Annotated in this window: 11 protein-coding genes and 2 riboswitches; of the genes, 5 read left to right on the top strand and 6 right to left on the bottom strand. The window is 45.3% G+C overall.

What is annotated here, in order from left to right; genetic code table 11:
• Positions 1–39 precede the first annotated feature (39 nt).
• Positions 40–1,350, top strand: coding sequence for a ribonuclease D (locus tag NJD71_RS03255; RefSeq protein WP_319050522.1), 1,311 nt, complete (start codon positions 40–42; stop codon positions 1,348–1,350).
• 48 nt (positions 1,351–1,398) lie between these two features.
• Here NJD71_RS03255 and NJD71_RS03250 read toward each other — a convergent pair whose 3' ends face one another.
• From NJD71_RS03250 to gcvT, 5 genes are all read right to left on the bottom strand, one after another.
• Positions 1,399–2,088, bottom strand: coding sequence for an esterase/lipase family protein (locus NJD71_RS03250; RefSeq protein WP_319050521.1), 690 nt, complete (start codon positions 2,086–2,088; stop codon positions 1,399–1,401).
• A 194-nt stretch (positions 2,089–2,282) separates the two neighbouring features.
• Complete coding sequence (gcvP, locus tag NJD71_RS03245; protein ID WP_319050520.1) at positions 2,283–5,180, bottom strand: aminomethyl-transferring glycine dehydrogenase; 2,898 nt, start codon at positions 5,178–5,180, stop codon at positions 2,283–2,285.
• Positions 5,181–5,244: 64 nt separating this feature from the next.
• The gene (locus NJD71_RS03240) at positions 5,245–6,018 is read right to left on the bottom strand and encodes a nitroreductase family protein (protein ID WP_319050519.1); all 774 of its coding nucleotides are present in this window, start codon (positions 6,016–6,018) and stop codon (positions 5,245–5,247) included.
• 318 nt (positions 6,019–6,336) lie between these two features.
• Entirely contained in the window at positions 6,337–6,717 is a 381-nt protein-coding gene (gcvH, locus tag NJD71_RS03235) for a glycine cleavage system protein GcvH (RefSeq protein WP_057760766.1), read from the bottom strand.
• A gap of 117 nt (positions 6,718–6,834) precedes the next feature.
• Positions 6,835–8,007: a glycine cleavage system aminomethyltransferase GcvT gene (gene gcvT / locus NJD71_RS03230; RefSeq protein WP_319050518.1), complete on the bottom strand. Its 1,173-nt coding sequence runs from the start codon at positions 8,005–8,007 to the stop codon at positions 6,835–6,837.
• 168 nt (positions 8,008–8,175) lie between these two features.
• A riboswitch (glycine riboswitch) is annotated at positions 8,176–8,324 on the bottom strand.
• Positions 8,325–8,391: 67 nt separating this feature from the next.
• Positions 8,392–8,543: riboswitch (glycine riboswitch) on the bottom strand.
• 261 nt (positions 8,544–8,804) lie between these two features.
• Between gcvT and NJD71_RS03225 the strand changes: the two genes are divergently transcribed.
• The 4 genes from NJD71_RS03225 (at position 8,805) to NJD71_RS03210 (ending at position 12,566) form a co-directional block, all read left to right on the top strand.
• Positions 8,805–9,125, top strand: a complete 321-nt coding sequence (locus NJD71_RS03225) for a YcgL domain-containing protein (RefSeq protein WP_319050517.1) — start codon at positions 8,805–8,807, stop codon at positions 9,123–9,125.
• 269 nt (positions 9,126–9,394) lie between these two features.
• Positions 9,395–10,087: a hypothetical protein gene (locus NJD71_RS03220; RefSeq protein ID WP_319050516.1), complete on the top strand. Its 693-nt coding sequence runs from the start codon at positions 9,395–9,397 to the stop codon at positions 10,085–10,087.
• 349 nt (positions 10,088–10,436) lie between these two features.
• Positions 10,437–11,285 (top strand): AAA family ATPase, encoded by an 849-nt coding sequence (locus NJD71_RS03215; RefSeq protein ID WP_442967641.1) that lies wholly within the window; start codon positions 10,437–10,439, stop codon positions 11,283–11,285.
• Between the two features lie 57 nt (positions 11,286–11,342).
• Entirely contained in the window at positions 11,343–12,566 is a 1,224-nt protein-coding gene (locus tag NJD71_RS03210) for a vWA domain-containing protein (protein ID WP_319050515.1), read from the top strand.
• Between the two features lie 117 nt (positions 12,567–12,683).
• On the opposite strand, the gene NJD71_RS03205 is transcribed toward NJD71_RS03210, so the two are convergent.
• On the bottom strand, positions 12,684–13,496 hold the full coding sequence (locus tag NJD71_RS03205; protein ID WP_319050514.1) for a phosphodiester glycosidase family protein: 813 nt from the start codon (positions 13,494–13,496) through the stop codon (positions 12,684–12,686).
• Positions 13,497–13,546 lie beyond the last annotated feature (50 nt).

The following is a 13,546-nucleotide window of genomic DNA, read 5'->3' as shown; positions in this document are numbered from 1 at the left end:
TAGCGTTTTATTTTCTCTTATATATGCAGGTATCTGCCCGTGTCCAATAATGTTCCAAACGCTCCAGCCCATTCTGACCCAGATAGCATGACTACTGATGTCTCAGAGCAATCAGCTCGTACTGAAACGATGCCAACAGCGTTAGACGTTGATACACTAGACATTGACGCATTGCTGGATATTGCCGATGCGGTTGATATCACTTGGGTGCGTGAGCAGAGTCAATTAGATGAAGTCATTGACGCCTTAGCAACTTGCGGACGTGTGGCATTAGATACTGAATTTATCAAGCGTGACACTTACTATCCACGTTTGGCACTGGTACAACTCAATACTGGCGATCATGTTTATCTGCTGGATGCCCCGCAATTACAGCTGGCAGAGTTATGGGAGGCATTGCGTAAAGTCGAAGTGGCTATTTGGCATGCTTGCGGCGAAGATCTAGGTATTTTTTATCTACTGTCTGGTTGTCCGCCACTGACCAATATCTTTGATACGCAAATTGCCTTGTCTTATTTAACAGGTCAATTGCAAATGGGCTACCAACAGGCGCTCGCTGACCAACTGGATATGCATATCGATAAAGAGCACAGTCAATCTGACTGGTTACAGCGTCCGTTGACAGATGAGCAAGAGCAGTATGCAATCGATGACGTGCGCTACTTGCCAGCGTTATATCTGAGTATTGAGCATGCACTAAAATCACAAGGGCTGTACGAGTATGTCTGGGCTGACTGTCAGCTCTATGCCAGTGACTTGTATGATGCGCAGCATGTCGAAGACGAGGCGATGTATCTCACGATGGCTGACTATCGCTATACCTCACAGCAAATGGCTATCCTCAAAGGAGTGGCGACGTGGCGAGAAGAGCTGGCACGTGCGACTAATCAGCCGCGTACCTTTATCATCAAGAAACAAGCGGTACGTGAGATCGTCACCGAAAAACCAAACAGCATGCGTGAGCTGTCGCACAAAACAACGATGCACCGTAGTATGCTGCGTCTGTATGGTGAAGAGCTGCTAAAAGTAATAAGAGAGGCAAAGAGCCTGCCATTCACAGAACATCCAGACTGCCTAGTGCCGCCATATCGCTCAAAAAATAAAGTGCTGTCCAAAGCTGTGCAACAAGCGATTGATGAGCATGCACGAGAGACTGGTGTACCTGCTAGCGTACTAATGCGCAAAAAATGGCTAGGACAACTGTATGAAGTCGTCGCTCTCGATAAAGATGTCAGCCAATTGCCACAAGGACTGAAGGGCTGGCGTAATGACTGGGTCATACAAACCTTGATACCAGTGATCGAAAAGCACAAAACTGAGCTGCGTCAAGGTATGGGTATCAATGCCTAATAACGTCTAGTAAAGCTAAGAGCTGATATCCAAGATAGCGTTTAATCGTTAGCGTTTAAAGACGCCGTGCACTAAGAAGTATTTGGTCTGCTCAGCGACTTCTGGGTTTACGAGCATACCAGTATGAGAGACAGGCAGGGTGATATGATCTGCTGCCGCCTCAATCTTAGTTTCCTCTATATAGACGGTTCCGTCATGTGCCAGATGCTCTTTGAGCGGTGGCTTATCTGATTTACGCAGCTTACGGTTGTGATACTGCAAAAACATTTGACCCAAACCATAAGGACGATTGCCAGCGATCACGCCAAGGGTCACATGCTGTGGTAGTGGTGCGACAGTACCATCTAAGGCATCGATGTAGGAGCGACCAACGACAGCAGGAGTCAGCCGCCAGATATAATCGGCACAAACACTGCCGACATGCGGCGTCCCTAGCGTCACACAATGGCCAATCTGCCATTTAGGGTATTGAGCGACAAAATCACGAATGATTAGACCGCCCAAACTGTGTCCGACCAGATCTATGGGATGATCTGGATGATGGTTTTTCTCTAACCAATGGTTTAAGCGTGCGCTATTGGTTTTGATGCTATCACGCATGCTCCGGTAGCTATATTGATAGGTATCAAACCCCGAGGCTTGCAAACGTTTGGCAAGTGGGCGCATTACCCAAGCTGTCTGATGTAAACCATGTATTAGGATGACACGCGTCTTTCGTTTAGGTGATTTGTGTTGCATAGTATTGCCCAATTAACTGCTTTGAAAAATCTAAGTTAAGTGTCTCGTTGTGGATACATTTTCCATTTTTATAAATACTACTATCAGTAATAGTACCTGTTAATCGAGTATATAAAAAGTCAGCAAAATAAAAACCTCCAAGCCAGTAGCTGGCTTGGAGGTTTTTTATACATGTAGCGTTTAAATAGTAACGATTACATATAGTTTTCGATACTTGGGCAAGAGCACATTAGGTTCTTATCACCGTACGCATCATCAACGCGTGCCACACTTGGCCAGAACTTGTTTGCACGGATGTATGGCAGCGGGAATGCAGCAGTATCACGGCTATATGGATGCGTCCACTCTTCGCTAGTAATCATAGCAGCAGTATGCGGTGCATTGACTAATGGATTGTCTTCTAGCGTCCAGTTATCTTCGCCCGCTTTGGCTTTGATTGCTTCAGCTTTGATAGATTTTAGCGCGCTAATAAAGCGATCCAACTCTTCTTTTGACTCAGACTCTGTCGGTTCAATCATCAGCGTACCAGCGACTGGGAAGCTCATCGTAGGTGAATGGAAACCATAATCCATCAAGCGCTTAGCGATATCGCTTTCAGTGATACCAGTCTCTTCTTTTAACGGACGAATATCAATAATACATTCGTGAGCCACACGGCCGTTTTTACCCGCATATAGGACAGGGTAGTGGCCTTTTAGCTCTGCTGCTACGTAGTTGGCGTTTAGCAATGCCAGCTCTGTCGCTTTTAGCAGACCATCACAGCCCATCATAGCAATGTACATCCATGAGATAGGCAAGATGCTCGCTGAGCCGTAAGGGGCTGCCGATACTGCTGAGCAGTCTTTTTGCGCGTTGTGTACAGGGCTCAAGGTATGGTTGGCCATAAATGGTGCCAAATGCGCCTTCATACCGATAGGACCCATACCTGGACCACCGCCACCATGCGGGATACAGAAGGTTTTGTGCAGGTTCATATGCAATACATCAGCACCAACGTCTGCAGGCTGCATCATACCAACCTGAGCATTCATGTTAGCGCCATCCATATAGACCTGACCACCATGCTTATGAGTCAAATCACAGATATTGCGGATACCTTCTTCAAACACACCATGCGTCGATGGATAAGTGATCATTAGCGCACCTAGACGATCACTGTGCTCTTCACATTTAGCTGTCAGATCATCGATATCAACGTTGCCGTTTTCATCGGTTTTGACGACGACGACTTTCATGCCCATCATCATGGCAGTAGCAGGGTTGGTACCATGTGCTGACATTGGAATCAGGCACACGTCGCGATTGGTCTCGCCGAGTGACGCGTGATAACGGCGAATAGCGAGTAGACCAGCATATTCACCAGAGGCGCCAGAGTTTGGCTGCATAGAGACGTCATCAAACCCAGTAATGGCTTTGAGCTGATCTTGCAAACTATCAATCATCGCAATATAGCCGGTGACTTGGTCACGCGGTGCAAAAGGATGCACGTTGGCGAACTCAGGCCAAGTGATTGGTAGCATCTCACTGGTGGCATTCAATTTCATAGTGCAGCTGCCCAGTGAAATCATGCTACGGTTCATCGCTAGATCTTTGTCTTCGAGCGACTTGAGATAACGCAGCATTTCATGCTCGGTATGATGCGAGTTGAATACTGGATGTGACAAGATATTATCTGTACGCAGATGCGCACTATCGAGAGAAACGCGAGCGGTTTCAGGTAGCTCGTGAGACTTGTTGACGAATAGCTGAGTCAAGATTTTGAAATCTTGCTGATCACTGGTTTCACTAAAAGCAACGCTTAATTTGGTGTCGCTTAGACGCCATAAGTTGTAGCCAACGTTGTCTGCGTTTTTGAAGATTTGAGTAGCCAGTTTTTCTGAACCACAATCAACCACGACTGTATCGAAAAATTGATCATGTACCACATTTAGGCTGCTGTCATTGGCTTCTTTGATAGCATCAGCGAAAGCAGTCGCAAACGCATGAATGCGAGTGGCAATACGTTTCACGCCGCCTGGACCATGATAGACCGCATACATACCAGCGAGGTTGGCGAGCAATACTTGTGAGGTACAGATGTTTGAGTTGGCTTTTTCGCGGCGGATATGCTGCTCACGCGTTTGTAGAGCCATGCGTAGTGCGGTATTACCTTGTGCGTCTTTTGATACGCCAATGATACGACCAGGCGCTGAGCGTTTGGCTTTATCAGAGAATGCAAAAAAAGCAGCATGTGGACCACCAAAGCCCATTGGGATACCAAAACGCTGCGTGCTACCTAGTGCCACGTCTGCACCCATGTCGGCTGGCGACTTGAGTAGTACCAAGCTCATGATGTCACTGACGACACTCACGTAGGTTTTGTTTTCTTTTACCGCGCTGATAACGTCTGTCAAATCTTTAACGTCGCCTTCTACGCCAACATACTGGAATAATGCGCCAAAATAATCACCAGATTTAGCCGTTTCAAAATCACCAACAACCACGTCCCAACCGAAGTATTTGGCACGAGTATTAATAACATCTAGCGTCTGCGGATAGACACGCTCATCGACGAAATACTGTGTTGATTTACTTTTGCTTACGCGCTTTGACATCGCCATCGCTTCTGCCGCTGCCGTCGCTTCATCAAGCAATGACGCCCCAGCTAGCTCCAGACCAGTCAAATCGATACATACCTGTTGGAAGTTTAGTAATGCTTCTAGACGACCTTGAGCGATTTCAGCTTGATAAGGCGTATAAGCAGTATACCAGCCTGGATTTTCAAGGACATTGCGCTGAATAACAGCAGGCATACGGACAGGGGAGTAGCCTTGACCGATGTAGCTTTTATTAACAGTGATGTCGTCTGCCATCGTGCGCAGTTTGGCCAGTGCAGCATGCTCACTCATTGCTACTGGCAAATCCAACTCTTTATGCAAACGTACTGGCTCAGGTACTGTGTCATTGATAAAGCTTTGCATATCTTTGTAACCAACAGCGCTGAGTAGGTCAGCTTGCTTGGTCTCATTTGAGCCTAAGTGGCGATAGACAAATTCAGCTTCGTTGAACAATCCTTGGAAGGTATCAAACGATGGGTTTTGAGAGATAGTCATGACAATCCTTGGTTAAGGGAGTAATAAACAAAATAGCAATTAAGAAAACATTGTGAGCGGTACGTTATACGTAATGCACAAACTGAGTCTGATCAAAGCGGAACTGAGTATTGTAAACGCCATTGTCAGCGCGTTCGCCAGCACCAATCATCATAATGATATGTTGATCGTCGCCCAAGCCTAGTAAGCGTTTCATAGCAGGCTCATCAAAGCCGCCCATGGCACAGCTATCAAACCCATGAGCGCGTAATGCTAGCATGAGGTTTTCGGCAGCAAGTGAGGTGTTATTGGTTGCCCAGTTTTTGGTATCTTCAAACGTATAATAAGGCGACTTGATTGGTCCTTTTACGCGTCTAACCACTTGCGTCGCACCCCATTTGGCTGCCGAGACTACGTTGGCTGGACCGCGCAAAAAGTCCATCGTGACGACTTTGTTGTAGTAGTCTTTCACTTTCTGTGGGACTGGCTGATCAGGGTATTCGCGCAATACTTGCTGAGCGTGGTCGTACCAAATGTCAGTACGAGCAACGATGGCAATCAAACGTGCTGATGTTTTTGCTGCGTTTTGATTCATGCAGTTTTTGATGGCACGTTTTTTATTGTCAGCATCATCGATAACATAAAACTCCCACGGCTGCAGGTTGCTAGAGTTCGGCGCTAGCATTGCCAAACGCAGACAGTCTGCCAATACATCGTCAGGTATGGGGGTGTCAGTGAAGCGGCGTACTGAACGGCGTGACTCTACAATATCGCGAAACGCTTGTAAGTTTGGCGTGTGAGTAGGCGTGGCAACGAGGTCTTTATTGTCGGTCTCTAAGGTGGCGGCGTCTGAGTTCATATTAGGATCCATGCTGGGGATTGGGTCATCTGTCCGAGTCGGTATTGGGGCACATCTATAATGAAGGTCAAACATGTGAGCAATACGAGCCAATAAGATAACGCTTGAGAGCAATAACATCGAGCGATCATGATTTGTGACGGTCTATATGATCTATGTACAACTATTCTCATATAACAAACGCATAAAACGACCAAGCGCTTTTGATGAGACAGGGTGTCTAAATAGAGAGTATAGATACCAGCTGCTGCTAGTATCTATAACGTTTAGTCGGAGCTAATAATTTGTATGAGCTAATATTTTATAAGTTCTAAAGTCTTACAAGTCGCTTTCGTATTCATCAGCAGTCATTAGTGCTTCGTAGTCAGCGATATTGTCAGGCTTCATTCTAAAGAACCAACCTTCGCCATATGGGTCAGAGTTAATGATTTCAGGATCATCTTCTAGCGCTTCGTTGATTGCGATGACTTCGCCTGAGATAGGCGCATACACGTCAGAAGCCGCTTTTACAGACTCTACCACTGAGATTTCGTCATCAACAGCGATGATGTCGCCCACATCTGGTAGTTCAACGAATACCACATCACCCAATAGATCTTGAGCATGGTCAGTAATACCAACAGTGATCGTACCGTCGTCTTCTAGGCGTAACCACTCATGGCTCGCAATATATTTTAACTCTGCTGGGATGTTGCTCATGGTCTCTCTCCTAAATGATAGAGGTTAATTAACAAAAGTAATGGAGGCTGGGCATGTTGTCATTTTTATAATCGTGTGCAAAATGACAACGCGCTCTAATGATAGAATTTATAAGACCTAAGAGTCAAACTGTTGCTTGCCGTTACGGACAAAAGGTAGCTTCAATACGCGCACATCGACGAATTTACCTTTGCCGCGTAGATCGACTTGTACGCTGTCATCTTCTGATACGCTGGCAGGCACACGGGCAATTGCAATTGAGTTTTTTAGGCTAGGGGAGAATGTGCCACTGGTGATAATGCCAGTTTGCTCGTTATCAGTGCCTTGATTGATAGTCACTGTCATGCCTTCACGCAATACGCCGCGCGTGGTCAATAGTAGACCCACTTGTTTCATAGCGGTGTTGTCTTCTTTTGACTGCTTACGTTTACTGACCAATGCTTCACGGCCGACAAAGTCGCGATCGTCTTTTAGTGCTAGCGTCCAGCCCATGTTGCACTCGTAAGGGCTGATGGTCTCGTCCATATCGTGACCATACAGGTTCATACCAGCTTCCATGCGCAGCGTATCACGTGCACCAAGACCAGCAGGCTTGATACCATTTGCTTTTAATTGCTCAAAGAAAGCAGGGGCATCATCACCATGCATGATGACCTCGACGCCATCTTCACCAGTATAGCCAGTACGAGCCACAAACCAATCAGTGCCTTCAATATCTGTCAAATCAGCACCAACGAAAGGTTTTAGTCCTGCTAAGGTATCTGCCCAGCTTGGCTTGGTAGCTGCCAGTTTGGCAATAGCATTTGGACCTTGAACAGCAAGCATAGCAAGTTCAGGACGCTCGGTAATTGTGATGTCAAAACCTGCAGCAACTTTATTAAACTGTGCTAAGTCTTTATCACGAGTGGCGGCGTTAGAGACGATACGGTACTCAGTTTCATCGGCATTCATCAGGTAGACAATCAAATCATCAATGACGCCGCCTTGCTCATTGAGCATGCCAGAATACAGGGCTTTTCCTGTGACGGTCAGTTTACTGACATCATTGGCAAGTAGCTTTTGTAGCCATGCTTTAGTATCAGCACCTTTGATATCAGTCACTACCATATGTGAGACATCAAACATACCAGCATCTGTTCTTACAGCATCATGCTCTTCGATCTGTGAACCGTAATTGATGGGCAATTCCCAACCAGAGAAGTCGACCAGTTTGCCCTCACTATCAATGTGAGACTGGTAAAAAGGGGTACGCTGAGGCGCTTTAGAGTGAGTATCTTGGGTATCAGTCATAACAAATCCTTATGTGTACATCAGTCAAGCTCAGTAGAGCCGGGCATAATGCGCAACGTAAAAGTAGCGAGAAGCAATATTGCAAGGTGCAAATATTACATCAAAGGGTGACACAGAAAGCAAAGATAAAGACGTAAGCCAAATAGACGCTGAACGTCAATTTGAGCTAAAGCCCCATCTGTCCTGTGACCTGAGATTTTCAACACGAATCATCATTTATGGGTAATGATATAAACCCTACAATCGATGATAGCGTATTTTCTCCCCTTCGGTGGGTAAGACGTCGTCCGTTCTTACCACTCTCCAGATTTGTTATGCCTTATGTTTAAAAGTGTTTTGAAGGTGTAGTGCGCTATTAGCGCGACACTATCAAACAACAGTGACATGCGTTTTTCAGTCCTTTTACCTGAGCGATTGGCAGGGTGTATGCGCCTTCGGTGGTTGTATGGCAGTTATGATTTTCATATCGCCATTTGTATGACCAATGCGGTTCACTACAAAATGGATGCCCACAAACTCTCTCCTGAAAAACGCTTTTATTATGAAAGGTTCAAAGCGCTTTTACAAGTCATCCGCGCCATTAAAATCGATAAATTTAGCAAAAATTATATTTTGTTTGGGCAGTTTACTGACAGTATGCGAGCGTTAGTATTGTATTTTCTGTCTCTATCAGCAGTTTTTAAACCCTTTCAAACCATACATAACCGCAAAAATTACCATAGCAAAACGCAAAGCAACTACTGGTATTTACCTGAAATATGCTAACCTACGCCCATAGTTTCTGATAGGTGGTTTTTATGCATTGCGATATTTATAAATTTCCCAAACATGACGACATGTATGTCTACATTGCGCGTCCTGATTATCCTGATGATACTGACGAAATAAAAGACTGGCTTGGGGTGTTACCAAAAGATTTTCGTGCAGGGTTAGGTCGTAGTAAGTTTGTCATGCATTTGGATTTGGCAGCGACGCCAACACTTGCACGTGTTGATAAAGCGGAAGTACTGGCAAAACTGCAGTCTCAAGGCTATTTTGTACAGCTACCACCGCAAGATGTGATGCGTCGCCAAGCAGAGCTACGCGCTCGCGAGGCACAAGACAGCATTTATGATTAGTGTGCTGGTTGAGGTATGATGGCAAAGTGATCTAGAGTGTGGTCTCTACAGCGGTATGGTTAAAGCGTCCGTGACACATTCGTTCACATGCATTTGGGTAGAGAGTCGTGATAAACTGACAGTCCGCGACATCTATATAGAGAATTAAATAATCGGCACCGATGATATGTATCGATTATTTATTGAGTCTTATTTTGGTACGATAGCACGCACCATACACTGCTAGGCACAATGTGTCATCGGTGATAAACGCAGGTAACAACACACGCATGGACTGGTTAAAAAATATCTTACACAGCTTGCCATTAGAATCTATCAGTGACATTCTCGGCGAGATTGCTATTTGGTGGGGTCAGATGGTAAAGAACGTACCGCCCGCGGATCTGCCAATGTATGCTTATCTTGGCGGTGCTATTGTGGTGCTGGTATTGTGGCTATTGGTCGCACGCGTACTACCAAAGCCTCTAGGCGGTATGAGTTGGATGATACTATTTGCGGTGCTATTAGCGCCAGGTACAGCGCTTGGTGATGCCAGTGAGCTTGCACCAGCCAGCATCAGTGTGGTCTACGCTATCATGATGAAAGATTTTGCAGGGGCGATTGCCAATATGTTACCGATATTAGTGGTATTGGTTTTCGGATTATTCATCGGTTTTTTGTGGCAGCTGATACGCGGTGCTTTTGCCTCCAGTCTGGACAAAGCACGTAGCCGCAGCGCAGAAGATACACAGGCGACGATGCAACTGACGACAGGCAGCTATTTGGCGGATGGTGCTACGCTGAGTGAACCGTCTGATGAGTCTACACTGTCTGCTAAGACTGAAACCAGTCATCTTAAGGATAGCAGCTATAAAGACAATATTTATAAAGACGGTGCTAGTGCAAAAGCAGATAACGTTAGCCTAACAAAAGAAAGCACACTGTCCAAAAAAGCAGATAATAAAATCTCTGAAAAGCGATAGAATTTGGAAAGCGATAGAGTCTGGAAAGCGACAGGAAGGTAGGGTTTGCCTATACAATGGACCAATGCGTTTAGAATATAAAGAGTAAATAAAAAGACACCAAGGCGTGTCTTTTTTTGTGTCAGAGTGTTTTTATGCCAGATTACTTTCGCGCGAGACTATTTGTGAGCAAGATTGTTTGTAGGTTATATCAACAATGACAGCTTATTAGGCACATTATTAGGCATACATAACAATTGTTAATAACTGCGAACGCATGAGTATTTTGGCAATACGTCAGGCTGTGCTAATCTAATTTATTATCCACTTTTTATAACCCCTTATTTATAACAACAATCGAGATCTGACTATGACCGACAAAACCTTTACAGGCACACAAAACTATATCGCAACAGATGACCTGCAACTGGCAGTGAATGCGGCTATGACACTACAAAAGCCGCTACTGATCAAAGGTGAGCCAGGGACTGGTAAGACTCTGCTGGCCGAAGAGGTCGCAGAAAGTTTAGGTATGCCGCTGATTACGTGGCATATCAAGTCAACCACCAAAGCTGAGCAAGGTCTGTATGAGTATGATGCGGTATCGCGCCTGCGTGATTCACAGTTGGGTGATGACAAGGTTTATGAGATTGGTAACTATATCAAGCCAGGTAAGTTATGGGATGCCTTTACCAGTAAAGAGCGTAGCGTACTATTGATCGATGAGATTGATAAAGCAGATATTGAATTCCCAAATGATTTGCTACATGAGCTTGATAAGATGTCTTTTTATGTTTATGAGACGGGCGAGACCATCACCGCAGAGCAGCGTCCAGTAGTGATTATTACATCAAACAATGAAAAAGAGCTACCAGATGCTTTTTTGCGTCGTTGTTTTTTCCATTATATCGACTTTCCAGAAGAGCAAACCATGCGCCAGATCATTGAGGTGCATTTCCCTGATATTCAAGAAAAACTGGTTAACGATGCTTTGGATATATTCTATAAATTACGTAATCTTCAGGGCCTCAAAAAACCACCATCAACGTCTGAACTGGTTGATTGGTTGACCTTGTTGCTAGCTGATGATATGGCACAAGAGGAGCTAGAAGAAAACCTACGTGGCGAAAAGTCTATTCCGCCACTATATGGCGCGCTGCTCAAAAACGAAGCGGATGTGAATTTATTGCAGCGTTTTGCCAATATGATGCGCCGTTAAGCGCATATAGGTGATAGATGCTTTTTTTGTTTTACGTCAATTAGTGGTGCAGTGCTTATGTTTATAAAACTATTCTATACTTTGCGGACCTATGGCGTGCCAGTCAGTACGCGTGAACTGCTTGATCTCAATGCCGCTTTAGATAAAGGGCTGATGATGCAGCCACATCCTGAAGACCTAGCACTCACTACTTTTGCGAGTCGTGAAGACATGTACCGGTTGATTCGGCTGTGTATGGTCAAAGACGAGCGTCATTTTGATAAATTTGATCGGGCAATGGCAGATTACTTTGAAGGGGTAGATAGCCTTGATATGGATTCGCTGTTGGCAAAACTGACAGACGTACCCAAAGAGTGGCTTGATCTAAAGCTGGATCCAAAAAACCTAACCGAAGAGCAAAGACGTCTGCTGAAGAAGTATGGCTCATTAGAAGAGTTGATGAAGGCGCTAGAGGAGCGGTTAAAAGAGCAAAAAGAGCGTCACCAAGGTGGTAGTAAATGGGTCGGCACAGGTGGCACTTCGCCATTTGGAGCTTACGGTGATCATCCAGAAGGTGTGCGCGTCGGCGGTGAATCACGCAAACGCAGCGCCGCAAAAGTCTGGGAGCAGCGTAAATACCGTAACCTCGATGACAACAATCAGCTTGGTACCCGTCAAATCCAGATGGCACTACGTAACCTGCGTCAGTTTGCACGTACGGGCAGTGCAGATGAGCTCGATATTCATGAGACGATCAAACGTACCGCAAAAAAGGGCGTGCTCGATATTCATATGCAAGCGGAGCGGCGTAACCGCGTCAAAGTACTGATGCTGTTCGATGTGGGCGGTAGTATGGATATCCACGTTGAAGCACTAGAAAAACTGTTTTCTGCGGCAAAGAATGAATTTCAAACGTTAGAGTTCTTTTATTTTCATAACTGCCTGTATGACTATGTGTGGAAGGATAATAACCGTCGACATAGCGCCCCGATGCCGACTTTTGAGTTACTTAATAAATATGGTCGCGAGTATCGAGTCATCTTCGTCGGTGATGCCTCTATGTCACCCTATGAGCTGATGACAGTAGGCGGCAGCGTCGAGTATATGAATGACGAGGCGGGTATCGTATGGCTCAAGCGCGTACTTGAGCATTTTGATAAAGTAACTTGGCTCAATCCTGAAAATCCAAGCTACTGGCAGTACACCCAAACCATCGTTGAGATCAAAAAGCTGTTTGAGAATAAGATGTATCCGATGACCTTGCATGGTGTTGAGGAGATGACCCAATACATGGCGCGGTAATACTACTACGCTCGTATGCGCAACATAAAAAGCACTTAAGACGATGCTATAGTCTTAAGTGCTTTTTTAATGAGTGACAAATAGTGGCAAGTTTATACTTTATAATAAATACTACGGCTATTCTTTGTTTTCAACCAGTCCAATCATCACGCCCATCTCTTTTTTGTCTTGCTTATCGATACTAGGCGCATATAACGCTGAAGCAATGCCGCCATCTAAAAACAGTGCGTTTGGACAACCGAGCTCATCCTTGAATAATTCTGCAAACTGATAAAAGGTCACAGGTGCATCGCTATTGACAAATTGTATGCTGCCATCAGTACAAACGCCTGCGCCATTACGCAGTTTGACTGAGCTACTATCAGAGTTGAATTGCGGATGTATCTCATCATTGATGACCAGCATGGGACCAGATTGCGTCGCATACCAAGGCTGCACATCACCATTGTTTATTTGCTCATTTAACGCGTTACTTTCGGTGATTTGCACGTTGCCAGCTTTGTCCCACCACATCACCCCATTAGGCAATAGATGAAAATTGCCGCCACCTTCTTTTAGGTTTAGTGACTTGACCTCTTTGCCCTCAATGATAGTGTAGCCAATCGGCGCATAGCGCTCATCATACATACCGGCATTCATCGCAAAATTGAGGGTTTTGTCTTCTGGTAATGCTGTCAACAATCCATCAAAGGTTAGTAGCGGCTGAGCACTATTGGCGGACTGCCAAAATAACTGTAACGAATAACGGGCGCTTGTCAACGCGCTAGCATTCACACGGCAGACGCTATAAGTAAAGGGATAGTCTGCTGTCTGACAAAACCAGCTGTCTGTATCAGTGCTCAAGGCAACAGTGTCTTCTTGCTGACAAGCACTAAGGCTGAGCGTAAGCACTGCCAATGATAGCGATAGAGTAAAAATAGAGGTCGGCATCGATCACGCGTCTCTTAACAGGGTGGTTGTATGGGATTACTAATGTTCGC

The sequence above is a fragment of the Psychrobacter sp. PP-21 genome (assembly GCF_033790785.1).
GTDB lineage: Bacteria > Pseudomonadota > Gammaproteobacteria > Pseudomonadales > Moraxellaceae > Psychrobacter.
Note: the sequence above shows the minus strand (reverse complement) of the source record. Positions and strands in the feature narration are given on the sequence as shown.

Excerpts from the sequence above, each read along its gene's own strand:
- gcvP (WP_319050520.1), bottom strand. The coding sequence starts at position 5,180 with ATGACTATCTCTCAAAACCCATCGTTTGATACCTTCCAAGGATTGTTC.
- NJD71_RS03250 (WP_319050521.1), bottom strand. The coding sequence starts at position 2,088 with ATGCAACACAAATCACCTAAACGAAAGACGCGTGTCATCCTAATACAT.
- NJD71_RS03215 (WP_442967641.1), top strand. The coding sequence starts at position 10,437 with ATGACCGACAAAACCTTTACAGGCACACAAAACTATATCGCAACAGAT.
- NJD71_RS03220 (WP_319050516.1), top strand. The coding sequence starts at position 9,395 with ATGGACTGGTTAAAAAATATCTTACACAGCTTGCCATTAGAATCTATC.
- NJD71_RS03205 (WP_319050514.1), bottom strand. The coding sequence starts at position 13,496 with ATGCCGACCTCTATTTTTACTCTATCGCTATCATTGGCAGTGCTTACG.
- NJD71_RS03240 (WP_319050519.1), bottom strand. The coding sequence starts at position 6,018 with ATGAACTCAGACGCCGCCACCTTAGAGACCGACAATAAAGACCTCGTT.
- NJD71_RS03210 (WP_319050515.1), top strand. The coding sequence starts at position 11,343 with ATGTTTATAAAACTATTCTATACTTTGCGGACCTATGGCGTGCCAGTC.
- NJD71_RS03225 (WP_319050517.1), top strand. The coding sequence starts at position 8,805 with ATGCATTGCGATATTTATAAATTTCCCAAACATGACGACATGTATGTC.
- gcvT (WP_319050518.1), bottom strand. The coding sequence starts at position 8,007 with ATGACTGATACCCAAGATACTCACTCTAAAGCGCCTCAGCGTACCCCT.
- gcvH (WP_057760766.1), bottom strand. The coding sequence starts at position 6,717 with ATGAGCAACATCCCAGCAGAGTTAAAATATATTGCGAGCCATGAGTGG.